This window comes from Shinella sp., from assembly GCF_049651085.1.
Taxonomy (GTDB): Bacteria; Pseudomonadota; Alphaproteobacteria; order Rhizobiales; family Rhizobiaceae; genus Shinella.
In genome coordinates, this window is the sequence record NZ_JBASBL010000004.1 from 320,321 (window position 1) to 344,293 (window position 23,973).

Sequence of the window (23,973 nt, forward strand, 5' to 3'; positions counted from 1 at the left end):
ATCACCCCCCCGCACGCGCCAGCAATTCCACTTCTCTTTTTCGTCGCCCAGAAAATCCGCCGACGTTCCTCGTTACAGTAATTTCGGAAATCTGCATGTGTCCGAACAGCTCTCTAAATTCGCCGCAATCCCTGTAAGAAACAGCGACAATGTTATTCTTTGATAATCTATCTACAGCATCTCTAAGTCTTATAAGATCTTTAATTCCAAATATTTTTTCACCATACTCACCAAAAACCCGCGCCTCGCTCGTAAAATAGGGTGGATCCATGTATATGCAGGCGCCCTCTGGATTTATTTCGGACAAAAACTGCTCAAAGTCTAAATTATAAAATTCGCACGCCTTCAGAACATTGGAGAAATCCACAACATCACTCAGAGAAAGCTTTGCTTTTGCCTTATTGCTTGCACCAAACGGCGTATTAAATCGGCCCTTTAAATTTGTTCGGTATATGCCATTGAAGCAATAATGATTTAGATACAAAAAATATGCAGACCTCTCCACAGAAGGGGGAATGTCGTTAAACTTTTCTCGAACATTGTAATATGACTGCGGATCTATCTCGATTTCGTTGTAGATCTCCCAAAGACGAAGGGGGTATTTACGAAGATCTTCGTAGCAACAAATCAACGGATGATTCAAATCGTTGAGAACGGCTTTTTTCGGCTTTTTGTCGAAGAAAAATGCAGCTGAGCCGCAAAAGGGTTCAACATATTGCCTCGAAAAATCCAAAAAGCCAGTAATCTGCTGGGCAACATTTGACTTGCTACCCGCCCATCTTAACGGCTTTATCTTTTCCTGGTGCATCTTGAACTTTTATAAGCGGTTACGCGTTGAATTTTATTAGTATTTATATTGCGTGATTTAGCTCACGAACTGACAGATACCATGATGAATAGCTGCTTTCTTAAGCAGCATTTCCCACCGAATCGACCAAATCGGCATTTTATTGTGCGGCTTGGAAGGGTATTTGCATAGAGACTGTTCCGTTTTTTGCATTTCGTTTAATCTGCACCACCATATTGGATCACATAATGAACGAAACATCCTGTGCGCGGGTATCGGTGTTTCCATCGTATAAACAAGGGCCTTTATCATCATTGTCTGCGCTCGCCGGGTGCCAGAATGTCGATGGAGCAGCCGAGTGTTTGGAGAACCTGCAATACTTTTCCTATTTGAGCCGTGGGCTTGCCTGCCTCGAGATCGACAATAAACCGAAGCCCGACGCCGGAAACGCCGGCAAGTTCGTCCTGCCGCAAGTTTTGCTCCTTGCGTGTACTCCGAACCAAGGCGCCGATATCGGCTTGAGTTCTGACTCGTGTTGCCATCGTCATTTTCCCGATCGGGAAAATAGCAGCACATCGGCCACCTTGTCGAGAAAAATTTCCCGATCGGGAAATTCAGGTGGGGGCCATGCGATGCCACCGACATCGACATATTGGAAGTGAACGACCCCCTGATTGGAAGTGATAGCAATTCCTCGCCGATTAAGTAGCCTAGCAGATCAATCACAACATAGGATTCCTATCCAGCTTCCCGCGATATGCCGGATGCTGGTGCGAAACGATCGCGTGAATAAGTGCTGGCGGTTTTGAGCCCGTCAACAACAGCATCTTGCCCGTCTTCATTTCCAGGATCTGATCGGCAGTCATGAGCTTCTGTCGTTGCTCGGCGGTGGAGGTCTTGCGGCTCTCGCCGAATTTCGCGGAAGATTGTTTCGTTCGGGTCAGCACCGTCTGATCGCCAAGCGCGTTCGCGGCCCAATTGGCGGTTTCGAACTCGGCGCGGCCGAGGCCGAAAATGCGGGTGGTGACGCACGAGCCGAGAATGCTGGCGGTGTCGCCCTTGCCATAGACGCTTTCGATCTGGCCCTTGTCCTGGGTGATGAACAGCGCTTCGATGCCGCAGCCGGCGGCAACGTTCGCGATGTTGATCAGCTTTTCCATCCGGCCGAGACGGACAAACTCGTCCAGCACCAGCAGCACGTTCCTTTTCGGCTTCTTCGCTCCTTCGAGGCGTACGGCCATGCCGAGAATGATGTTCGTCAGCAGCCGGAGAAAGACGGCCTGGGCGTCCACCTGATCGAGCGGAACCACCATGAAGAGATCGGCGCGTCCTTCGAACAGGTTTTCGAGTGAGCATGTGGAGATGCCGAGAAAAGTGCGCAATTCATCGGAGCGTGCCCAATCGAAAGCCTTCTTGATTGTCGTCTTGATCGCGCCGCGCTCGTTCTCGCCGGCTGCAAGGAAAGTGGCAGCGGCGGCGGCCGGGCGGGTGCCGAATGTCTCCGGCGCTCCTGCCCGTTCGGTTAGCGTCTTTTCAAAGCCGGCGGAAAACAGTAGGTCCATGACGGTGATCAGGTTGCGATCGGCCTCGGCGCGCCTGGTCATGACGACCTCGATCACAGCGGCGATCATGGATTTCGCCATTTCGGCAAAATGCGCGCCGTTTCCGCTTTCCGGTCGCACAAGCCCCTCGGCAATGACCTCGATGTCGCGGACGAGGTGTGCTTGCCGGATATAGTCGAGTGGGTTGAAACGATCCTTCGACGGCTCGATGACGCCGAAGGGATTGAGAACCACGACCTGGCGGCCGAGCGACTGCCGATAGCGGCGGGTCACTGCGAAGTTTTCACCCTTCATGTCGAGGACCGCGACCGACCCGTCATGGTCGATGATGGCGGGAATGACGACGGACACGCCTTTCCCGGCTCGGGTGCCGGCAATGGCGACATGATGGCCGGCGCGCCATCCGGTCTTCGGGTTGGGGCGGTAGCGCAGCATAGCGCCGCCGGAGAGACCGAGCGGCAAGCCCGCGTCGTTGTGCCGGAGCTGGCGCAACTCGCCCCGGTTCATCCATCGGGCGCGCCATGGGCCTTGTTTGGAAACCCGGCTGGTCGATGCCGGCGCGGTGATCATGATCGCCCGAAGAATGAGGAACAACGGCACAGGCAGACCGATTGCGAGGCTGGTTTGCACGCCAAGCTTTTGCGCCTCGGTGAAGCGATCCCATGTCGAAACCATACCTCGGATGCTCTCGATTCCGGAATAGCCGGCATTTCGCCAAGCCTTGAAGCTGTCGAGCAGGGCGCCTGCCGCAATGGTCGGGTCGGTAAGGGCGAGAGCAGACGCGGCAAGGAGGGCAGCCCCCACAGCTAAGCCCGACGCGCTGCGGATGCGGCCCTGGGTGTCTCCCGCCAAGGTCAGCAGCGCAAACCCGCAAGACATGACCAGGATCGCGGCGCGCGCGTTCTGGTAAATGGGTGGCCAGAACAATGGTGCGGTTTCCATTAGCAGGAAACCCGCCGCAACGACGGCGATGGAAAGGGCATAGCGAAAGGGCTGAACGATTAAATTCATGGGTCGAAACTCCGGACGGGAATCAAAATCAGACGCGCCCTCGACCGGGCGCGGGCGATAGGGCTGCTACGTCGGCGGCGCGACCGCCTCCAGCATCGCTTCGGCTTGCTCCAGCAGGGCGAACGCTTCCGCCAGCTCGGTCGAGGCCGTGCCGCTGGAATGATTGCCGGAGGCGAGCCAGGCGTTCATGAAGGTAGCCTGTGACGCGACGAGCGATTTCAGCGATCCTTCCAAAGCCGCTTGCCGATTTTCGATCATGTCGGTCGAGCGTTTCTCCAACGCTTCGAATTGCGCGGTCCCGCTGCTCAATGCGTTCATCAACGTCTCGACGTAACCCAGCAATTCGCGCTCCAGCGGCGACAAGCTCTCGGGTATCGGTGGTCTGGTGGCTGTGGTCATCGGTCAATCTCCCTGGACGATCTTCAGGCATGGCGTTTGGGCGACCCCGGCCTGGCAAGTGATCAGCTGAAGGCGGTTGACGTCCCAAGTCAGGACTTTGCCGCTGCTGGTCTGGTTGATCTGCAAGCCCATCTGCCAGAGGCTGGCGCTCTGGGCGCGGTCGATCATCAGCCCCGCCCAAAACCAGCTCGCGGTGAAGCTCAACAGGACGATCAGCAAGGCCACCGCGCCCATGGTCAGGAAGAACGGTTGCACCATCGAGCGAAGCCGGTTCACGTCCGCCTCGGTCATCGCCAGCGCCTCGTTCAAGTGCTGGCGGTTCGCGTCCGTGAAGCTGCGGATATCGGTCTCGATTGTAGCTTGTGCGCGCTTCAAGGCTTCGCTCCAATCGGCCTCGAAGCTCGTCGAGGTCGATGGCGTCGAGCCGGCTTCCTGAGCGGTTGGGCTCGCCAGCCGCTCTTTCATGCGCTCGCTCAAGGGTATTTTCTCGGGTCCAGTTTTCACGGAACAGGTCTCCTTTCAATCGCCAGCGCTCGTCCGTCTCAGGGTCGCGCACGGTGATGTAGTTTTTGCCGGCGCGCGGCAGATCGAATCCCGCCACCGTCAAAGCCTCGGTCATGCTCGGGCGGTTATGGATTTCGCCGGTCTCGATGCGTTGGACGATCCAGTCATGGATCAGCTCGCGCGCATCGCCACGCCTGACGCTTTCGATAATGTTGACTGTCTCGCGGGCGCGCTCCGGCGCCATCGGGTCATTCCAGCCGTGTTCCTTGTTCAGAACATCGCGCAAGGCGTCGTAGTGCTTCTGATAGCCGGGCGGCGCGATGTTGAGGCTGCGCCCGCTCACAAGCTCCATGCGCGGCGTCACGAAATGCAGCTCGATGCGGCCCTCGTGGGTGTGGCGCACCCAAAGCATATCGCGCTGGTCGGCTTGGAGACCGGCAAAGGCAAGGTTCTCGAAGGCGTCCATCACCTGCCGTTGTTGGGCATGGCTCGGCGCGTCCTCTGCAGTGAAGGCGATGACGCCAGCGCGATAGGTCCACTGGTGCGGGCAAGCGTCGATCAGTGAGCGCATTCTGTCAGCATCGCCGCGCAGCACCTCCGGTAGAGGCTCGCGGGCAAACAGCATGACCTCGCCGCGTTCATCGCGGATCGCGTTGCGGTTCTGGTCGTAAGCGACGACGTCGCGCTCGACCAGATAATCAACCGGTCCCGATCCGCCGCCCTGGCCGTTTCGGAAGAACTTGATCAGCACGGCGCGCCGTCCTTGGCCGTGAACTGCTCAAGCGTAACGGAAAGCGCTCGCTCGATCGCGACCAGGCGCGCGGCAACCGTGATTGCGTCGATGGCGGATATCTGGCCCTGAGCCTGGGCCGTGTTCAGCCATCGGGCGACCTGGTTGAGGTTGCCACCGATCCGGGCGACGGCGCGCACCAGTTCCGGGTCCACCTTGGGGGCCGGACGGCGGCGGCGCGCCTCGGTGAGGCCAAGCGCTTCCCGCATCAGCGTGGCGAAGGGCAGACCGGCCCGCGCCGCGCGTGCGGTCAGCGCCTGCTTTTCAGATGCCGTGCAGCGGAAAACCACGACGGCATTGAGTTCGCCTTTGGGCGATCGCCGCGTGCTCTTGGTGGGGTTTGAAGGGGAGGCCTGCCTCCCCTCACAAGGCTCCCTGTCGGACGGCTCGCCGTATGACAGGGGTCGCCTTGCTCCCTTCAAATCGCCAGCCGTCATGACGCCCTCCGAAGGTCGGTTTGTCGGGCTGTTTCATCGGCGATGTGGTCACGGCGGCGGCTGAAGAAAGCGATCCAATCGAGCGCGCTTGGGCTTGCTTCATCCGGTGGCCAATAGCTGGGCAGGGCATAACCTGCTTTCCCGGTTTTCACCATTCGCATGCCCAAGGCGTCGATCGAAGGAAAGCCGTGACGTCGCAACCAATTGCGCCATTGCTCGACCTGATCCGCCTTGGTCTCGGCCACGAAAACGAGCGGGACAGCTCGCCGCGTCTCGACGCGCGGCGGGGTGTCCTTGCGCGGGTTAGGTTTATTTATTTTTTCTTTCTCTGGGTTTGGTGGACATATTTGTCCCCCTTCGCCGGACACATCTGACCGCCTTTCTGGACGAATTTGACCGCCTTTGTCAGGATAAAGGGTGACAACTTTGTCCGTCTTTTCGCGAGCGTCCGATGCGCGTAAAATCGATGCTGCTGAGGGACGATATTCTGTGTTGTGCCCGACGCCATTTCCGCGCTGGACCTCGAACCATCCTTTGACCTCAAGTTCACGGACGGCGCGCTGAATGGTCTTGACGCTCTTGCCGGTCGCGTCGGCAATCGTTTGATAGGACGGCCACGCCTTCTCGGTGTGGCCGTTCAAATGCGTGGTGATGATGTAGAGCGCCACGGATCGCGCGCTGTCGCTCAAATCCTTGTCGCAGCTCAACTGCTGAAGCCATTGCAGCTTCACGTCCCGAAACGGCCGCGCCCCGCTCATGCGCGCCTCCCTGGCCGCAATACGACCGGGAAAGAAGGACCGAAAACGGCCGGAAAAAGTGGGACGGCGGCTTTACTAAGCCATTGATTTTTATAAAATGGGGTCTTCGTCCCACGCGGGGTTAAGCTGCTGATTTTCTTGGAATTCGGGGGGCCCTCCGGGCCCACCACAGTTCATTTCAAGACAATAGGTTATTCGGTTGTTGGTCGTCCGTCACAAGGTGGTAAGCGTCCCGGCGGCAGGGTCCGGCAAATCGTGCTGGATTTGTTGTGACACCGGACAATCAGGCCTGTCGTGGTGCGCCGCGCATCGGCTAGGTTGCGGCTGTGCGGCGCCGAATCACCGGTAGGGGACGCGGCAGATCAGGCGAGGCATGATCACCCTTGCCGGGGGCGGGCACAACCGCATCGCCTTCGGCTTTCAACGGCGCTCCTGACGGGCACCAGACAAACATGATTGCGGCGGGTGTCGTTATCCGCCGTCGGGGGCCGCTTCTTGCGGAAAAACCCGAAGGAAGGAACTACAGACCATGGGCGCGCAGCTCTCCAATTCCCTTGTCCATGCGGACATTTCCACGACGCTTCATCCCTATACGGACGCCCGCGCGCACGAGCGCCAGGGGCCGATGATCATCGATCGCGGCAAGGGCATCTATATCTATGACGACGCGGGCAAGGAATATATCGAGGGTCTTGCCGGCCTCTGGTCGGTTGCCGTCGGCTTCGACGAGCCGCGGCTCGTGAAGGTTGCGGCCGAGCAGATGGCCAAGCTGCCCTATTACCACACCTTCAGCCACAAGGCGCACGAGCCTTCGATCCGCCTGGCCGAGAAGATCGTCGAGATGACGCCCGCATCGCTGACCCGGGTCTTCTTCACCAGTTCCGGATCGGAAGCCAACGACACCATGATCAAGATGGTGTGGTACATGAACAACGCGCTGGGGCGTCCGCAGAAGAAGAAGTTTCTTGCCCGCACACGCGGCTATCATGGCATCACGGTGGCATCCGGCAGCCTTACGGGCCTGCCGGGCAATCATCGCGATTTCGACCTGCCGGCCATTCCGGTTCGCCACCTGACCTGCCCGCACCACTACCGCTTCGGCCTGCCTGGAGAAACGGAGGCGCAGTTTTCCGCACGCCTGATCGCCGAGGCGGAAGCGGTCATCCTCGAAGAAGGCCCGGAAACCATCGCCGCCTTCATCGGCGAGCCGCTGATGGCAGCCGGCGGGGTCATTGCGCCGCCGGCCGGTTACTGGCAGGGCATCGAGGCGCTGTGCCGCAAGCATGACATCCTGCTCGTCGCCGACGAGGTGATCTGCGGCTTCGGTCGTCTCGGCACCGGCTTCGGCTGCGAATATTACGGTTTCACGCCGGATATCATGGTCGTCTCCAAGCAGTTGACCTCGTCCTACATGCCGCTTGCAGCCGTCGTCTTCAGCGAGGCGGTCTATAACGCCATCGCCGACAACACGGCGAAGATCGGCACCTTCGGCCATGGCTTCACCGCCTCGGGCCATCCGGTCGCGACCGCCGTCGGGCTGGAGAACCTCAAGATCATCGAAGAGCGCGACCTGACCGGCAATGCCGCCCGCATGGGCGACATCCTCCAGGCGCGCCTTGCGGAACTGGCGGATCACCCGCTGGTGGGTGAAGTGCGCGGGGCGGGGCTTGTCGCCGGCCTCGAACTGGTGGCGGACAAGGAAACGCGCCGGCCCTTTGCCACGGTCGGCAAGGCTGGCGCCCGTGCTTTCGCCGCCGCGCAGGACCATGGCCTTGTCGTGCGCGCCATCGGCGATGTCATTGCGCTCTGCCCGCCGCTCATCATCAAGGAGGAGCAGGTGCACGAGATGGTGAACCGCCTGCGCAAGGCGCTCGACGACGCCGCTCAATGGCGCGCGGCCGAAAACCTGAACTGATGCTTTGGACGGGGCGCCGATCGCGGCGCCCCGTCCTGGATGCTCTGCATGCCGGCCCGCCGGCAGCGGCGGCGGATCAGACCGGTTCGGGGAAGGGGCAGTCGAGACGGGCAGCCCAGGGCCGGATGTCATCGACTATGGGGGCGATAAGCCCGACGCCGTTTTCGATCTGGTCGCGTTTCAGCGCGAGGGCACGATCACCCGGAATGCGGACGGCATCGTGCCCGGGCGCGACGGCGCTCGCGCGGCATTGATCTGCAAGCCGCCCCATCTCGTGTTCGAATGTGCTGCGACCGGCGAAATGGTCCGGGTCTATGGCCTGCACATAGACGCCGTTCGCCTCGCTGTCGCCAGTCTGCGAGGCGCGGCCGAAGCCGCCAAGCGCACCGGATAGGGCTTCGGTGATGAGGGCGAAGCTGAAGCCCTTGTAGCCTTGCTCCAAGCCGCCGATCGGCAGGATGCCGCCGTCCCGTTCGACGAATTCGGCGGGGTCGCTGCTGAGCTTTCCGTCTTGCGACACGATCATCGGCACGGAAAGCGTCCGCCCGAGGCGATAGGCCCGGTTCATCGGTCCCTGCGCCGACATGGCGGCGGTCGTGTCGATCAGGATCGGATCGCCGTCCGTCGGGATGCCCGCCGCAATCGGATTGCAGGAGAAAACGCGGCTAAGCCCGCCATGGGGTACGACGGATGCTTCGGTCGGCGTGCTGGCGGTGATCATCACCATGATGCCGCGCCGGGTCGCGCGCTCCAGGTAGCTGGCAAGGCAGGCGATGTGCTGCGCCTGACGAACGACCACGGTGCCGGTTCCCTCCGCCTTGGCGATGTCGCAGGCGCGGTCGACGGCGCTGGCGGTGATCCAGGGTCCGGGTAGAAATTTCGCATCCCAGATCTCGCTGCCGCGGGATGCGCTGACGACTTCATGGTCGCCGTCGGGCCGCGTTTGTCCATTGAGCAGCCATTCGACATTCGACGGCAGGCGCTGCATGCCATGCGTCGAGTATCCGAGCAGGTCCGCCTCGACGAAAAGGGAGCCGACGACCTCGGCGCGCTCACGCGGCAGGCCGGCGCGCGCAAGAAGGTTGCTGGAGAAATCCAGAAGGTCGGCATGGCGGTATCGTTGCATTGGTATTCCCCTCCGTGGTGCGGATTATCGCAGAATACCGCAGGTGCGGTTTCTCCGACGATCCCGATCTGATCCATGAAAATGAGGAGAATGGCAACCTGCGGGTGACCCCAATGCGCCTGCCATCAGGGCGGAACCGCCCGTGAAGGGGCCCGGGGCGCTCGACAGCGATATCATCCCTGTCGAGGAGTCGGGATCAGGCCGCAGGAAAATCGATCCCTCACGGCCCGTCCTTTTGTTGTCAGTCGAGCTTTGCTGCGGTCTCGAGGAAGGCTTCGAACTGTTCCTGCGGAACGAAGGAGCCGCCGGTCGTCCAGACGATGTGGGTCGCCTGCGCAAGGTGGTCTTCGATCTTCCATTTCGCGCAGAACGCCCGGCCCTCGGGGTGCTTCACCACGAATTCCGGCCCTGCAAAACCGGCCGAGGCGGACGGCTCAAGGCGGATGTTCTGGGTTTCGTGCGCGAGGCGAAGCCAGCGGAAGAGGGAGGCGTCGTCGACGGTGAAGATGCCGGCAAGCATGCGGCACATCACGGTCGCGACGAAGGCGGACATCCGCGCCACCGCCATGCCGTCGGCCTCCGTCTTGTTCGTCAGCCCGACATCGTAGACCGAGACGAGATCCTCGGCGCCGCTCATCATGTGAACCAGCGCGCACGGGGACTGGACGGGTTCGACGAAGAAGCAGTGGACGTTGGCTCCAAACACCTTCCTGGCGCCATAGGCCGCGCCGCCCGGCGCGCCGCCGATGCCGCAGGGCAGGTAGAGGAAGAGTGGATGCTCCGCATCGACGACTATGCCGCGCGCCTGAAGCTGCTCGGCCAGTTCCAGCGCGGCGACGCTGTAGCCGAGGAAAAGGTGCTTCGACTGCTCGTCGTCGACGAAATAGATCGTCGGATCGCTTTCCGCGACAAGGCGGGCGTTTTCCACCGCTGTGGTGTAGTCGGCCTCATGCTGCACGACCTCGACGCCGAGCCGCGTCAGCCGCTCGACCTTCCAGGCCTTCGCGTCGGACGACATGTGGACGGTGGCCTTGAAGCCCAGCGCACGCGCGGCGATGCCGACGCTGAGGCCGAGATTTCCCGTGCTGCCAACCGCAATCGTGTATCGCGAGAAGAACGCCTTGGCGTCCTGCTCGGCAAGGCGGCGGATGTCCTCGCCGTCCTTCAGCAGGCCTTCCAGCCTTGCCAGTTGCTCGGCAAAGAAAAACACTTCGTAGACGCCGCCGCGCGCCTTGATGGAGCCGGCGACCGGAAGGGCGCTGTCCGCCTTGACGAAGACGGTGCCGAATTCGGGACCGGCATAGCCGAGCGCATCGCGCAGGCTCTGCAACTCCACGAGCTCGGAGCGGATCGCGCCATTCGTGGCCGCAAGTTCGGGGAAGCAGGTTTCCAGCAGGGGAGCCAGACGGGTCCAGCTCGCTTGCGCCTCGTCCACATCCGATGGCATCACGGGAAGCGACGGATCGTCGATCGCATCGGCCGCGTAAAGCGGATTTGCCCACAGGGTGGGCCGGGCCGAAAGAACATCGGAACGGGCGGGATTGTCCGGAAGCTGAATGGTCATGTCTGGGTCCAGGCTGGGTTGGGACGGGAAGGGAGGACGCGACGGCGCTCTCTTCACGCTCAGGGGATAGCGATGACCGCTTCGATTTCCACCTTCGCACCCTTGGGGAGGGCGGCGACCTCGTAGCAGGCGCGCGCCGGGTAGGGCTTGGCGAAGAAGCCGGCATAGACCTTGTTGATCTCGGCGAACTGGCCAAGGTCGGTCAGGAGCACGGTCGTCTTGACGGTATTGGCAAGGCTGGTGCCGGCTGCGGCGGCGATGGCGGCAAGGTTCTTGAGGCACTGGTCGGCCTGCGCGATCGCGTCGTCCGAATTGAACTCGCCCGTCGCCGGGTCGATCGGAAGCTGGCCCGAGACGAACAGCAGGTTGCCGACCTTGATGGCCTGCGAGAACGGGCCGACGGCGCCGGGCGCGTCGTTCGTGTGGATTTCCTGGATCATGCCGTGATTCTCCGAAACATGGTTGAATGGACGCTCAGACGTGCAATGGCGGCATCGTCTCCGGCTGCTTGCCGGAGACGATGGGTTATCAGCCCATGCGTTCGGATGCGTAGGAACCGGGCGAGGGCGGGAAGACGATGGTCCTGTTGCCGTTGAGGAAGACGCGGCCGTGGATATGTGCGTGGATGGCGCGGGCCAGAACCTGGCTCTCCACGTCGCGGCCGAGGCTTACATAATCCTCGGCGCTCTGGGCGTGCGTGACGCGCACCGTGTCCTGCTCGATGATCGGGCCTTCGTCGAGGTCGGCCGTCACATAGTGCGAGGTCGCGCCGATCAGCTTCACGCCGCGCTCGAACGCCTGCTTGTAGGGGTTGGCGCCCTTGAAGGAGGGCAGGAACGAGTGGTGGATGTTGATGATGCGGCCCGACATCTTCTGGCACATGGCGTCGGACAGAACCTGCATGTAGCGCGCGAGCACGATGAGTTCGGCGCCCGTCTCTTCGACGATGCGCATCTGCTCGGCTTCGGCTTCCTGCTTGTTCTCCTTCGTCACCTTGATGTGGTGGAAGGGAATGTCGTGGTTCACGACGACCTTCTGGTAGTCGAAATGGTTGGAGATGACGCCGACGATGTCGATCGGCAGCGCGCCGATGCGCCAGCGATAGAGCAGATCGTTGAGGCAATGGCCGAAGCGCGAAACCATAAGGATGACCTTGCGCTTGGTCGTCTCGTCGAAGAATTCGGCATCGGCCTCGTATTTCGCGGCGATGTCGGCAAAGCCTTCCTGCAGTTCCTCGAGGCTGCGGCCTTCCTCAGACTGGAAGCTGATGCGCATGAAGTAGCGGCCGGTGCTCTTGTCATCGAACTGCGCGCTGTCGGAAATATTGCAGCCGTTGCTGGACAGGTAGGTGGCAATGGCGGCGGTCACGCCACGGATGGACGGGCAGGCGACGCGCAACGCATAGCGATTGGCGAGAGTGGGCATGGACGATCCTTTCGGGCCGATCAATCGACGGAAATTGAGTGCTGGCGGCAGAAGGCCGTCAGGGTGTTCGACAGGAGGCAGGCGATGGTCATGGGGCCGACCCCGCCCGGTACGGGCGTGATGGCGCCGGCATGGCGGGCTTCCTCGAAGGCGACGTCGCCGACGATGCGCGACTTGCCTTCCGGCGTCTCGACGCGGTTGATGCCAACATCGATGACCACGGCGCCCGGCTTGATCCAGTCACCGCGCACCAAGCCGGGACGTCCGACGGCAACGATGAGGATATCCGCCGCCCGGCAGAGGTCCGGCGTGTTCTTCGTGCGTGAATGCGCCACGGTGACGGTGCAGTTCTCGGCGAGCAGCAGCTGCGCCATCGGCTTGCCGACGATGTTCGACTTGCCGACGACGACGGCATGGAGGCCGGAAAGGTTCGCGCCGAGGCGATCCTTCAACAGCATCAGGCAGCCGAGCGGCGTACACGGCACGAGCGCCGGCTGGCCGGTTGCAAGGCGTCCGGCATTGGATATGTGAAAACCGTCGACGTCCTTGTCGGGGTTTATTTCCTGGATGACCGCATTGGCATCGAGATGGGCGGGAAGCGGCAGCTGCACGAGGATGCCGTGAACGGCGGGATCGACGTTCAGCCGGTCGATCAGCGCCATCAGTTGGTCCTGCGTCGCGTCTGCGGGAAGCTCGTGCTTGAAGGAGTTCATGCCGGCGGCGATGGTCTGGCGGTGCTTCGAGCCGACATAGACGGCGCTTGCCGGGTCGGCGCCGACGAGAACGACGGCAAGGCCCGGGACTTCCCCGGTCGCGTCCTTCAGTTTCGCCACCCTTGCGGTGATGTCTTCCAGCAATCCGGCGGCGAACTGCTTGCCGTCGATGATTGCGCCTGCGGCGATTCTATCCATTCCCATGGGGGTTCCTTTCGCGTCACCTCGGAGCCCGAGCCATCGGGGCCGTGAAAAGTGCCGCGCGTTTTCAGGCGCGGCACTCGTTATCGCGGTTCGGGGCGTTCGCTCAGTGAGCGTAGACGGGGAAGGCTGCAGTCAGCGTTGCGACCTTCGCCTTGGCGGCTTCCGCGACGCTGTCGACATTGCCGGCGACTTCCGCTTCGATCAGGTCGGCAATGATGTTGCCGAGCGTGCGGAACTCGTCTTCCTTCATGCCGCGGGTGGTGGCGGCGGAGACGCCGAGGCGCATGCCGACCCAGTCGGCCGGGCGCGGGCTGTCGTTCGGGATCGGGTTCTTGTTCGCCGTGATGTTGGCGCGCGCCAGCAGGTCTTCGGCCTGCTTGCCGATCAGGCCTTTGCTCGACAGGTCGACCAGCACGATGTGGGTGTCCGTGCCGCCGGAGACGATCCGCACGCCGCGGGCGATGAGGGTTTCGGCGAGGGCGCGGGCATTGGACTTGATCTGAGCGGCATAGACCTTGAAGTCGTCGCGCAGCGCTTCACCGAGGCAGACGGCCTTGGCGGCAAGCACGTTGCTGTGCAGCGAGCCCTGAACGCCGGGGAACACGGCGGCCTGGAGCTTCTTGAACCAGGCTTCGTTGTTCGTGAGAATCAGGCCACCGCGCGGACCGCGCAGCGTCTTCGTCGTGGTGCAGGTGACGATATCGGCGTGCGGGAACGGCGAGGGGTGTTCGCCGCCGGCCACGAGGCCTGCGATATGAGCCATGTCGACGAGGAACCAGGCGCCGACCTTCTTGGCGATCTTGCCCATGCGTTCGAAATCGAGCTCGCGCGGATAGGCCGAGCCGCCGGTGATCAGGAGGGTCGGGCGAACCTCTTCGGCAATGCGCTCCAGTTCGTCATAGTTGATGACTTCGGTTTCCGGGTCGACATTGTAGTTGTGCGATTCGAACCAGCGGCCCGAAAGGTTGCCCTTCATGCCGTGCGACAGGTGGCCGCCGGCTGCCAGGTCCAGAGAAAGCACCTTGTCGCCCGGCTTCAGCAGCAGGAAGAAGACGGCAAGGTTCGCCTGCGTGCCGGAATGCGGCTGGACGTTGGCATAGCCGCAGCCGAAGAGTTCCTTGGCACGGTCGATCGCCGCCTGTTCGACGACGTCGACGAACTGGCCGCCGCCGTGGAAGCGGTTGCCGGGATAGCCTTCCAGCGTCTTGTTGGTCATCTCGTGGCCGAGGGCGTCGAGCACGGCGCGGCTGACGATGTTTTCCGAGGCGATGAGCTCGATCTGGTCCTGCTGGCGCTTGCGCTCGTTGTCGAGGGCCTGGGCAACCAGCGGATCGCGTTCGTGAACCGGGGTATTGAAGTATGCTTTCGTCTGTTCGGTCATGACCTGTCTCCGAAGAAGGGTAATGAGGGCTTGGAGAAAGGCTAGCGACCGGATCGATCCAGAAAAAGTTAATAATATTTGCCCATGCGTTCTGATCTGCTAATGATTGATCGGTGATTTCGGGAGGAAACAATGGATCTGGCTCGTTTGCGTGCGCTACGGGAACTATCGATTCGCAAGACCATGGCGGCGGTTGCCGAGGCGCTCTACGTCTCGCCCTCCGCCGTCTCGCAGCAGATCGCTCTTCTGGAGGAGGAGGTGGGCATCGACCTGATCGAACGCCGCGGCCGCGGCGTCGAGCTGACGCCGGCCGGCAAGCAGCTTGTCGAGCGGGCCGAGCGGATCCTGATCGAGCTGGAATCGGCGCGCGCCGACATTGCGGAACTGAAGAAGGTCATTGCCGGGGAGTTGCGCGTTGCCGCTTTCCCCTCCGTGGCCGCCGCCATCGTGGCCGGCACGATCCACGAACTCAATCTCCTTCATCCCCACCTGACGGTGCAGTTCGACGAGATGGAGCCGGCGGAGAGCCTGGCGGCGCTGCGCAGCTGGCAGACCGATATCGCGATTGTCGACGACCTCAACGTGCCGGTCGGCGCGATCGACCCGAATATCGAGACGATCCCGCTGATGGACGACATTTTCAACGTGATGGTCTCGCAGACCCATCCGCTCGCTGAGCAATCCACCGTCACCCTGCAGCAATTGCGTGACGAGCGCTGGGCGCTCGATACCGCGTCGTCGACCTACAATCGCATGATCACCGACGCCTGCCAGGCGGCGGGGTTCACGCCCAATATCGTTGCCCGCTGCAAGGGCTTCGAAGTGACGATCGCTCTTATAAGAGAGGGCTGCGGGATTTCCATCCTGCCGGGTCTGCGCGCCAGCTACGATCTTGAGGATGTCTGGGTGTGCAAGATCGAGCCGGAAATCCGGCGCAAGATATCCCTTGCTTTTCGCAAGGGGGAAAAGCGCAGCCCTGCCGTGCAGGCTTTCATCGCGGCGGTGAACGAGCGGATCACCTTGCGGCGACGCCTACCCGCCGGAAAAGGTTGATAAACCGCCTCTCCCGAGCCGCGACGGAGCGGCCGCACGGTTGTGCTCGACGGGCAAATACATCAGTTTTGCTAAATAGTACGTAAAGCAGAAATAAGTAGACCTGAATAAATTGCGTTTCTATCGTCTGCTTGTCGATTGATAAGGGCTCGCTAATTGGATACCAAACGGCGATCTTAGGCCAACGGCGGGAACAATCGCTACAGAACGGCAAGAGCCGCTGTTGCCTATCGCCCAATCACCTCTCGGCAAGAGACCAGGGCTCAGCACCTCGGTGTGGGCCGTTCGCGATATTTACAGGGGAATGCAATGAAACTGATCAAGATTCTCACGGCCGGCGCGTTTGCCGGTCTCGCTCTGACGGCAGGTCAGGCGTCGGCCTCCGTTCTTGATGCCGTCAAGGAGCGCGGCGTACTGAACTGCGGTACCGACAACACCGCTCCCGGCTTCGGCTACCTGAACACCACGACGGGCCAGATGGAAGGCCTCGACGTCGACTTCTGCAAGGCCGTTGCCGCTGCCGTCCTCGGCGACGCCTCCAAGGTCAAGTTCGTCACGGTGACGGACAAGAGCCGCTTCGATGCGGTCCTCACCAACCAGGCCGACGTCGTCTTCGCGCACACCACCATGAAGCCGGCCCGCGAATCCTCGATCACCGTCGACTTCCTGCCGATCAATTTCTACGACGGCACGGGCATCATGGTGAAGACCGATTCCGGCGTCGAAAAGTTCGACGACCTCGACGGCGCCACCTTCTGCACGACGCAGGGCTCGGTAACCGAGACCGTTCTTACCAGCGCATTCAAGGCGCGCGGCTGGGAAGGCTCCAAGGTCCTGACCTACGAAAACCTCGAAAAGCTGTTTGCGGCCCTCAATTCCGGCCGTTGCAACGCGATGAGCACCGACAAGTCCGCGCTTGCCGCCTGGGCCGGCAACTCGCCGAAGCCGGCTGACTACCTGATCCTGCCCGATACGCTCGACAAGTCGCCCTTCGCCGGCTTCGTCGCTGCCAACGATTCCAAGTGGCGCAATGCGCTGCGCTGGATCACCTACGGCCTGTTCCAGGCGGAAGAGTCCGAAATCACGCAGGCCAACCTCGATGAGAAGCTGAAGAGCGAAGACCCCTTCGTCCAGAAGTTCCTCGGCGTGGGCGGCGGCTATGGCAAGGACTTCGGTCTTTCGGACGATTTCGTTGCACAGGCCGTGAAGGCCGTCGGCAACTATGGCGAAATCTATGAGCGCAACCTCGGCCCGAACACCACCATGTTCCTCGACCGCAAGGGTACGCCGAACGCTTCCTGGACGCAGGGCGGCGCGATCTATTCGCCCCTCTGGAACTGATTCCTTCTGCTGACAGAACCGAGGCGGGCAAACCGCCTCGGTTTTTTATTTTGGACCCTGGTGTTTCGACATGAATGTGCAACAAGCGAAAGCGGCCGAACCTGTGGCCGACGACGGTCTCGTGCTCGCCCGGCGGCGACGCAACCGGATCAGATATGAGGCGACGCAGTTCGCCGTGATTGCGGCCGCGATCGCCCTGCTGGTGCTCTTTGCTTTCGCCGTGAAGGAAGGACTTGCCCGTCACGGGATCAAGTTCAGCTTCTCGTTCCTCTGGGACGCCGCGGGCTTCGACATCAGCGAAGGCAAGATCTTCGCGTTCGATGGCAGCTTCTGGCCGTCCTTTACGGATTTCACGTCGGATCGCGTCGTGGCGCAGGCCTTCGTGGCTGGCATCTTCAACACGATCAAGGTAGCCGTCCTTGCCATCGTCCTCAGCACGGTGCTCGGCACCCTGCTTGGCGTCGGCCGGCTCTCGACCAACTGGGTCGTGCGCACGCTTTCCTTCTGGTGCGTCGAGTTCGTCCGCAACACCCCGCTGCTCATCCAGCTCGTCTTCTGGTATTTCGCAGTCGTCCTGCATTTTCCGCCGATCGCCACCGCCGCCAAGTTCTATGGCATCGTGATCAGCCAGCAGGGCCTCTATTTTCCCGCTCCCGTATGGCTGGGCGGCAATGGGCCGGTCGCCATCGCTCTGGCAATGGCGTTCTGCGCCGCGCTTCTCGGACTGGTCTTCACCAAGCAGAAGATGGCTCGCTGGATCTGTGCCGGCGCGGTGCTCGCGCTGCCGGCCATCATGCTGGCGAGCGGGATCGTTGAACTGGACTTCCCCGTCGCCTCGAAATTCCGGGCCAGCGGCGGCACGAGCATGAGCCCTGAAATGGCGGCCCTGCTTCTGGCGATCGTCTTCAACAGCGCCTCCTACATTGCCGAAATCGTGCGCGGTTCGATCGATGCCCTGCCGAAAGGCCAGTGGGAAGCCGCGGCCTCGATGGGGCTGAGCCGTCGCGACACCGTCAACGACATCATCCTGCCGCAGGTCTTCCGCGTCGTGCTGCCGTCGTTCGGCAACCAGTATATCAGCCTGACGAAGAACACGGCGCTCGGCATCGCCATCGGCTATCCCGAACTCTTCAACATCTACGGCACCATTGCGAACCAGACAGGCCACAGCCTCGAAGGCATCATCATCGTCATGATTTCCTATCTGATCCTCAGCTGGGCCATCAGCGCGGCCGTCGGCTGGGCCGACCGTCGCATGACCAATCGCGGAGCAATGCGATGATCGCCAAATCCCTGAAATGGTCGCGGCACAACCTGTTCGCCAAGCCGTTCGACGTCTTCCTCTCCCTGACCGTCATTCCAGGCGTCCTGTGGCTCGCCTACCAGATCGTAAGCTGGGTGCTGCTGACGGCGCAGTGGGATATCATTCCCCAGAGCCTTCGCGTCCTGATGATCGGCATCTTCCCGGCCGATCAGGTCTGGCGCGCCTGGACTGCGGTGATGATCATCGCTGTTCTCCTTGGCGCTGCCCTTGGCTGCGTGTTTGCTTTCCGCAGGCGCCATGCCGTCGGCATGCTGCTGGTCGTCACGGCGCTGGTTGTGGTGACGGGCTCCGGCAATCTCACAAACGCGCTGCTCACCGCAGCCACGGTCGCCGTTTTCGCCTGTGGCTGGGCCTTGATTTCCAGCGTGCCCATGGCGCGCCGCGTCCTGGTGCCGGCGAGCTTTACCGGTCTGATCGCGATCTTCGCCGTCATGGCGCCCCCCGGCGCCGGACTGTGGGGTGGCCTGCTGCTCAGCATCCTGCTGACGCTGGTGACGTCGATCGTCTCGCTGCCCATCGGCATTCTGCTCGCCTTTGGCCGTCGCAGCCGTTTTTCGAGCGTCCGGCGCATCTGCACCGGCTATATCGAGGTGATGCGGTCCGTACCGCTGATCATGGTGATCTACTGGATCTGGATCCTGATGCCTGTCCTGACGCCGCAGTTCAATCTGGCGGACGTCGTGCGCGGCATGATCGGCTTCACGCTCTTCTATTCTGCCTATGTGGCCGAATATGTCAGAAGCGGCCTGCAGGCCGTGCCGCGCGGGCAGACGGAAGCCGCCCGTTCGCTCGGCATGAGCGAGTTCGACATCAACCGGTCGATCGTCCTGCCGCAGGCGCTTCGCGTGTCGGTTCCACCGCTGGTCGGCAATGTGCTGGACATCTTCAACACGGCGCCGCTGGTCTTCATTATCGGGCTCACCGATTTCCTGCGCGCCGGGCAGATGATCCTCGCCAATCCGCAATATGGCGACCGCACCTATGAAGTCTATTCGTTCCTGTTCCTGACCTATTTCCTCGTCGGATCCCTGATCACCTTCGTTGCCCGAAAGCTCGAAAAGCATCTTGCACGAGGCATCCGATGACCGAAAAGAACCATGCCGGAGGCCGCTCCATGAGCACCATCGTTGAAATGAAGAACCTCAACAAGTTCTATGGCAGCCATCACGTCCTGAAGGGCATCGACCTTGCCGTTTCGCGTGGCGAAGTCGTCGTGGTGGTCGGCGCAAGCGGCTCGGGCAAATCGACCCTGATCCGTTGCGTCAACGGGCTGGAAATGTACCAGAACGGCAGCCTGACGGTCGACGGCTACCAGATGCCGGTCGAGGAGGACCGCCTGCTCGGCGGCGAGAAGGAGCTTGCCGCCATCCGCAAGGGCGTCGGCATGGTCTTCCAGCAGTTCAATCTGTTCCCGCACAAGACGGTGCTTGAGAACATCACCATCGCACCGATGCGCGTGCGCAAGAAGTCGAAGGCGGAGGCCGAAGAGACGGCGCTCAAGCTGCTCGAGCGGGTCGGTCTGAAGGCGCATGCCTACAAGTATCCGGGCCAGCTTTCCGGCGGCCAGCAGCAGCGCGTGGCCATTGCCCGTTCGCTCGCCATGGAACCGCATCTGATGCTGTTCGACGAGCCGACCTCGGCACTCGATCCGGAGATGATCGGTGAAGTCCTCGACGTCATGCGTGAACTTGCCGCCGACGGCATGACGATGATGATCGTCACCCACGAAATGGGCTTTGCCCGCGAAGTCGCGGACCGCATCGTCTATATCGACCAGGGCTCGATCCTCGAAATCGACAAGCCGGACGCGTTTTTCGACAACCCGAAGAACGAGCGTGCGCGCTCCTTCCTCGCCCGCGTTCTCAAGCACTGAAAACGCCGGGAAGGGCAGGCCGGGCGCAGCTGGCCTGCCTTGTTGGAATGCCGGGGCTATGCCGTGCGAAGCGGACTTTCACCCGGCATGTCGCCACGTCCGTCGAGAAGCCACGCGATGTTGGTCTGCAGGATGCGGGCAAGCATGTCGAGGCGATTGGCGCGCGGCTCGGCGCGGTCGTTTTCCCAGTTGGTCCAGGTCTCGGTGGTAACGCCGGCGATGCTGGAAATCTGCTCGACGGTAAGCCCCATCGCGTCGCGGGCGAGCGAGATGCGCCCGCCGATCGTGTCGTCCGTCCGGGCGGTGTCGGTCACGGGCTTGAGCGTATCGTTGCCATATCTGTACATGGGCAAGGTCCTTCCTTTTAGGGGAATGCCCTGCGGGGCCGGCCCGCAGGGCATGTCAGCAGGATTGGTTCAGCCTTCGTCGGCCGCGAGCCAGGCCTTGATCTGGTCCGGATGGTCCGCGATGTACTTTTCGACAGCCTTTTCGTAGGAGGTTTCCTGCGCGTTGAACATTGCCGCCTCGAGATCGCCGATCGGCAGCTTCATGCGCGAGAGGAACGCGGCAACCGCCGGATTGTCCGTCGGGAAATCCTTCCGGGCGATGATGTCGACATGCTCCGCATTGCCGAGCGAGCCCTTGGGGTCGTCGATGTAGCGCAGCTCGTACTTGCCGAACATCCAGTGCGGGCTCCAGGAGGTGGCGACGAACCATTCCTGCTTGCGGATCGCCCGGTCGACGGTCGTCAGCATGCCGGCCTCGCTGGAGATCTGCAGCTTGTAGCCGTCGAGCGCGTAGTCCTTGACCGCCTGCTCCGAGAGGCGCGTGAGACCGGCGCCCGGATCGATGCCTTCGACGCGGCCCTTGAGCTTCTCCTTCACATCGTCCTTGTTGAGGTCCTCGATGGAGGCGATGGCGTCCTCGGGCACGTATTTCGGCACGACCCAGCCGAGCTTTGCGCCGTCATAGACGGTGCCGAGCGTCGTCACCTTGTCCTTCACCTTGGCGAAGTAGTCGGCGTGGGTTTCCGGCAGCCAGGCCATCATCATGGCGTCGAGATCGCCGCGGGCGACGCCCTGGTAGAGCGGCGCGACATCGGTCTGGATCAGCTGAACCTCGTGGCCCAGTTCGTCCTTGATGAGTTTGGCGGCAAGCTTGGTCACGAATTCGGCGTCGGACCATGCGGCCCAGCCGATCTTCACCGGCGCCTTGTCCTCAGCCAGCGCCGTACCGAACGCCCCGGTGAAAATCCCGGCCGCAAGGCTCATTGTAACGAGTGTCTTGAACATTTTTGCTCCTTTTTCGAAGGTTCGCATCGGGCGGCCGGAAGCCGCCCTCTTTCAGCGCAGCGGGTGCCTGGCCTCACGCTGTAACGGCAGAGGCGACAGGCTGCTGCTGTGCTTGACGACGGAAGAGGAGGTGCCGCAGACCGGCGCGTTCCTTTCCGAGGCTCTGGGTGATCCGGTCGAGGATCACCGCAAGTATGACGACGGCGATGCCGCCCTCGAAGCCAGTGCCGACATCGAGACGCTGGATGCCGGTGAGCACCGTGTTGCCGATACCGCCCGCGCCGATCATGGAGGCGATCACCACCATCGACAGCGATAGCATGATCGTCTGGTTGATGCCGGCCATGATGGAGGGCAGGGCATTGGGAAGCTGCACCTTGAAGAGCAGCTGGGAGGCCGTGCAGCCGAAGGCATTGCCGGCCTCGATGAATTCCACATGCACCTGCCTTATGCCTAGATTGGTCAGGCGTACGACGGGCGGCATCGAGAAGATGACGGTCGCGATGGTGCCGGGCACCGCACCGAGGCCGAAGAACATCGCGGCCGGGATCAGGTAGACGAAGGCGGGCATGGTCTGCATCAGGTCGAGTACGGGACGCACGATGGCGGCCGTCCGGTCGCTGCGCGCCATGGCGATGCCGAGCGGCAGGCCGATCAGCATGGCGACGAGCGTCGAGGCCAGCACCAGCGACAGCGTTTCCATCATGGCGGACCACAGGCCCATCTGGTCGACGAGCCAGAGTGAGGCGGCCGTGAACAGGGCGAAGCCGAAGCCGACGCGCCAGAGCGAGAGCAGCGCGAAGAGCGCGATGCCGAGCGTCATCGGCGTCGCCAGCAGGATGGACTGGATGCCGTTCGTCACCGTGCCGATGGCGGCTGCGATCAGGTCGAGCAGCGGGGCGAAATTGTCGAGGATGTAGTTGACGGCGCTGTCGACGCCGTCACCGATATCGAAAGTCATGGAATTGTCTCCGAATGGGCTGGATCAGGCGGTGCGATCGAGCGTTTCGAGAAGCGCGGATTTGCTGATCGAGCCGAGATAGCGATTGGCGTCGTCGATGACAGGCACCGGAAAGGCGCTGGCGGCGACCTTGCCGAGGACGTTCGAGATGCTTTCCGATGCGGGGATCGGCTCGATGTCCGGCAGGAAGGCGCGCCGGTAGGGATCGCTTGCGCCATCGCGCGTGGTCTGGATCAGCGAGTTGCGGCTGACCATGCCGTGATAGGTCTTGTCGCGGCCGAGGATGATCGCGACGTCGCGGTCGTAATGCTCCATGCGTTCCAGCGCTGCGGCGGCAGACACGCCCTGCCGGTCGATGATCGTCACCTGCGTCCTGCGGGCGACATCGCCGGCGCGGAAGACCTGCGAGACGTCGACGTTGCGGAAGAAGGAGCGCACATAGTTGTTGGCGGGCCTGAGCACGATCTCGTCGGGTGTGCCGACCTGCACGACCTCGCCGTTCTGCATGATGCAGATGCGGTCGCCGATCCGCATGGCCTCGTCGAGGTCATGGCTGACGAAGACGATGGTTCGGCTGTGCTCGGCCTGGAGACGGACGAGTTCGTCCTGCATTTCCGTGCGGATGAGGGGATCGAGCGCCGAGAAAGCCTCGTCCATCAGCAGCACGCTCGGCTCGGCGGCGAGCGCCCGGGCAAGGCCGACGCGCTGTTTCATGCCGCCTGAAAGCTGGTCGGTTCGGCTGTCGTCCAGACCGTCGAGCCCGACGGCCTTGAGGGCGGCGCGGGCGCGCTGCTTGCGCTCCGTTTCGTCCATGCCGGCGACTTCCAGCCCGAAGGCGGCGTTGTCGATGACGGAGCGGTTGGGCAGAAGTGCGAAGGACTGGAACACCATGCTGATGTCGCGGCGGCGCAGTGCGATCAGTTCGCTGCGCGGCATCCGGGCCACATCGCGGCCCTCGATCTCGATTGCCCCGCTCGTCGGCTCGATCAGCCGGTTGATGAGGCGAAGCATGGTGGATTTACCGGACCCGGACAGGCCCATAATGACGAAGATTTCGCCGGCGCGGATATCGAAGGACGCATTGTTGACCGCAATCGTGCAGCCTGTCGCGGCGTGGATTTCCGACTTGGTCTTGCCGGCCTTCAGGAGTTCCAGGGCTTTTTCCGGCCGTTCGCCGAATACCTTGAACACGTTCCTGATACTGATCTTGACCGGCCGGTCGTTGCCGGCAAGGTCGCTCTCAGTTGCAAATGCCATATTGTGTTCGGCCCGGCTCCGGAAGCGGGGCGCTCTCCTTTGTTCTGGTCTGGAGCTGATGCACGGATCAGCAGGAAAACGCGCGAAATAATAGGTTTCGCAAAGGCGATAGCGCGTCGCAATATGGACATGTTTTGGCATATTGCCGCCGAAATGTCCACAGTATCGGAAAAAAATTCCATAAATTGTCGGATTTTCAGCCGAAATTGAAAATGTTTCGCGGTGTTGTCGTGCGTGCTCCGTCCAGCAGCAAAGCACTGGAAACCCGGCGGTCCGAGGGCGGATCGGCCTTTGCG

General features: G+C 61.8%; 24 protein-coding genes. 7 read left to right on the forward strand and 17 right to left on the reverse strand.

All coding sequences use genetic code 11. The features are described from left to right. Position 1 precedes the first annotated feature (1 nt). The 5 genes from WA950_RS02030 to WA950_RS02050 form a co-directional block, all read right to left on the reverse strand. Positions 2 to 808, reverse strand: coding sequence for a DNA adenine methylase (locus tag WA950_RS02030; protein WP_424549996.1), 807 nt, complete (start codon positions 806 to 808; stop codon positions 2 to 4). A 290-nt stretch (positions 809 to 1,098) separates the two neighbouring features. After that, positions 1,099 to 1,329, reverse strand: a complete 231-nt coding sequence (locus WA950_RS02035; protein WP_424549997.1) for a type II toxin-antitoxin system Y4mF family antitoxin — start codon at positions 1,327 to 1,329, stop codon at positions 1,099 to 1,101. A 180-nt stretch (positions 1,330 to 1,509) separates the two neighbouring features. Then, positions 1,510 to 3,360, reverse strand: coding sequence for a type IV secretory system conjugative DNA transfer family protein (locus tag WA950_RS02040; protein WP_424549998.1), 1,851 nt, complete (start codon positions 3,358 to 3,360; stop codon positions 1,510 to 1,512). Positions 3,361 to 3,426: 66 nt separating this feature from the next. After that, a complete protein-coding gene (locus WA950_RS02045; RefSeq protein WP_424549999.1) occupies positions 3,427 to 3,759 on the reverse strand; it encodes a hypothetical protein in 333 nt (110 codons plus the stop codon). A gap of 3 nt (positions 3,760 to 3,762) precedes the next feature. Next, positions 3,763 to 4,236 (reverse strand): hypothetical protein, encoded by a 474-nt coding sequence (locus WA950_RS02050; RefSeq protein ID WP_424550000.1) that lies wholly within the window; start codon positions 4,234 to 4,236, stop codon positions 3,763 to 3,765. Between WA950_RS02050 and WA950_RS02055 the strand changes: the two genes are divergently transcribed. Further along, positions 4,223 to 4,828 (forward strand): hypothetical protein, encoded by a 606-nt coding sequence (locus WA950_RS02055; protein ID WP_424550001.1) that lies wholly within the window; start codon positions 4,223 to 4,225, stop codon positions 4,826 to 4,828. The two genes, WA950_RS02050 and WA950_RS02055, sit on opposite strands and share 14 nt — an antisense overlap. Positions 4,829 to 5,007: 179 nt before the next feature. Here the strand turns inward: WA950_RS02055 and WA950_RS02060 are convergent, their stop codons facing one another. Together WA950_RS02060 and WA950_RS02065 are read right to left on the reverse strand one after the other, a co-directional pair. After that, positions 5,008 to 5,343, reverse strand: coding sequence for a plasmid mobilization protein (locus WA950_RS02060; RefSeq protein WP_424550002.1), 336 nt, complete (start codon positions 5,341 to 5,343; stop codon positions 5,008 to 5,010). Positions 5,344 to 5,486: 143 nt separating this feature from the next. Further along, positions 5,487 to 6,248 carry a helix-turn-helix domain-containing protein gene (locus tag WA950_RS02065; protein WP_424550003.1) on the reverse strand — a complete coding sequence of 254 codons (762 nt, stop codon included), beginning with the start codon at positions 6,246 to 6,248 and terminating at the stop codon, positions 5,487 to 5,489. A 529-nt stretch (positions 6,249 to 6,777) separates the two neighbouring features. Between WA950_RS02065 and WA950_RS02070 the strand changes: the two genes are divergently transcribed. Beyond that, positions 6,778 to 8,163, forward strand: a complete 1,386-nt coding sequence (locus tag WA950_RS02070) for an aspartate aminotransferase family protein (protein ID WP_424550004.1) — start codon at positions 6,778 to 6,780, stop codon at positions 8,161 to 8,163. Between the two features lie 76 nt (positions 8,164 to 8,239). Here WA950_RS02070 and WA950_RS02075 read toward each other — a convergent pair whose 3' ends face one another. From WA950_RS02075 to glyA, 6 genes are all read right to left on the reverse strand, one after another. Then, positions 8,240 to 9,289, reverse strand: a complete 1,050-nt coding sequence (locus WA950_RS02075; RefSeq protein ID WP_424550005.1) for an Ldh family oxidoreductase — start codon at positions 9,287 to 9,289, stop codon at positions 8,240 to 8,242. Between the two features lie 241 nt (positions 9,290 to 9,530). Continuing rightward, positions 9,531 to 10,853 (reverse strand): D-serine ammonia-lyase, encoded by a 1,323-nt coding sequence (locus WA950_RS02080; protein WP_424550006.1) that lies wholly within the window; start codon positions 10,851 to 10,853, stop codon positions 9,531 to 9,533. A gap of 59 nt (positions 10,854 to 10,912) precedes the next feature. Beyond that, positions 10,913 to 11,293 carry a RidA family protein gene (locus WA950_RS02085; RefSeq protein WP_424550007.1) on the reverse strand — a complete coding sequence of 127 codons (381 nt, stop codon included), beginning with the start codon at positions 11,291 to 11,293 and terminating at the stop codon, positions 10,913 to 10,915. 88 nt (positions 11,294 to 11,381) lie between these two features. After that, positions 11,382 to 12,278, reverse strand: a complete 897-nt coding sequence (gene purU, locus WA950_RS02090; protein WP_424550008.1) for a formyltetrahydrofolate deformylase — start codon at positions 12,276 to 12,278, stop codon at positions 11,382 to 11,384. A gap of 20 nt (positions 12,279 to 12,298) precedes the next feature. Next, positions 12,299 to 13,195, reverse strand: coding sequence for a bifunctional methylenetetrahydrofolate dehydrogenase/methenyltetrahydrofolate cyclohydrolase FolD (gene folD, locus WA950_RS02095; protein ID WP_424550009.1), 897 nt, complete (start codon positions 13,193 to 13,195; stop codon positions 12,299 to 12,301). 103 nt (positions 13,196 to 13,298) lie between these two features. Beyond that, positions 13,299 to 14,576 carry a serine hydroxymethyltransferase gene (glyA, locus tag WA950_RS02100; RefSeq protein WP_424550010.1) on the reverse strand — a complete coding sequence of 426 codons (1,278 nt, stop codon included), beginning with the start codon at positions 14,574 to 14,576 and terminating at the stop codon, positions 13,299 to 13,301. A gap of 132 nt (positions 14,577 to 14,708) precedes the next feature. Between glyA and WA950_RS02105 the strand changes: the two genes are divergently transcribed. The 5 genes from WA950_RS02105 (at position 14,709) to WA950_RS02125 (ending at position 20,167) form a co-directional block, all read left to right on the forward strand. Further along, positions 14,709 to 15,629 carry a LysR family transcriptional regulator gene (locus WA950_RS02105; protein ID WP_424550011.1) on the forward strand — a complete coding sequence of 307 codons (921 nt, stop codon included), beginning with the start codon at positions 14,709 to 14,711 and terminating at the stop codon, positions 15,627 to 15,629. A gap of 309 nt (positions 15,630 to 15,938) precedes the next feature. Then, positions 15,939 to 16,970, forward strand: a complete 1,032-nt coding sequence (locus WA950_RS02110; protein ID WP_424550012.1) for a transporter substrate-binding domain-containing protein — start codon at positions 15,939 to 15,941, stop codon at positions 16,968 to 16,970. A gap of 70 nt (positions 16,971 to 17,040) precedes the next feature. Continuing rightward, positions 17,041 to 18,252 (forward strand): ABC transporter permease subunit, encoded by a 1,212-nt coding sequence (locus WA950_RS02115; protein WP_424550013.1) that lies wholly within the window; start codon positions 17,041 to 17,043, stop codon positions 18,250 to 18,252. Then, positions 18,249 to 19,379 (forward strand): amino acid ABC transporter permease, encoded by a 1,131-nt coding sequence (locus WA950_RS02120; RefSeq protein WP_424550014.1) that lies wholly within the window; start codon positions 18,249 to 18,251, stop codon positions 19,377 to 19,379. The genes WA950_RS02115 and WA950_RS02120 overlap by 4 nt, the downstream gene beginning before the upstream one ends. Positions 19,380 to 19,408: 29 nt before the next feature. Beyond that, on the forward strand, positions 19,409 to 20,167 hold the full coding sequence (locus WA950_RS02125; RefSeq protein WP_424550015.1) for an amino acid ABC transporter ATP-binding protein: 759 nt from the start codon (positions 19,409 to 19,411) through the stop codon (positions 20,165 to 20,167). Positions 20,168 to 20,223: 56 nt separating this feature from the next. On the opposite strand, the gene WA950_RS02130 is transcribed toward WA950_RS02125, so the two are convergent. The 4 genes from WA950_RS02130 to proV form a co-directional block, all read right to left on the reverse strand. Next, entirely contained in the window at positions 20,224 to 20,514 is a 291-nt protein-coding gene (locus tag WA950_RS02130) for a helix-turn-helix domain-containing protein (RefSeq protein WP_424550016.1), read from the reverse strand. A gap of 69 nt (positions 20,515 to 20,583) precedes the next feature. After that, complete coding sequence (locus tag WA950_RS02135; RefSeq protein WP_424550017.1) at positions 20,584 to 21,459, reverse strand: glycine betaine ABC transporter substrate-binding protein; 876 nt, start codon at positions 21,457 to 21,459, stop codon at positions 20,584 to 20,586. A gap of 73 nt (positions 21,460 to 21,532) precedes the next feature. Further along, the gene (locus WA950_RS02140; protein ID WP_424550018.1) at positions 21,533 to 22,420 is read right to left on the reverse strand and encodes an ABC transporter permease; all 888 of its coding nucleotides are present in this window, start codon (positions 22,418 to 22,420) and stop codon (positions 21,533 to 21,535) included. 24 nt (positions 22,421 to 22,444) lie between these two features. After that, positions 22,445 to 23,677, reverse strand: a complete 1,233-nt coding sequence (proV, locus tag WA950_RS02145; protein ID WP_424550019.1) for a glycine betaine/L-proline ABC transporter ATP-binding protein ProV — start codon at positions 23,675 to 23,677, stop codon at positions 22,445 to 22,447. Between the last annotated feature and the right edge of the window lie 296 nt (positions 23,678 to 23,973).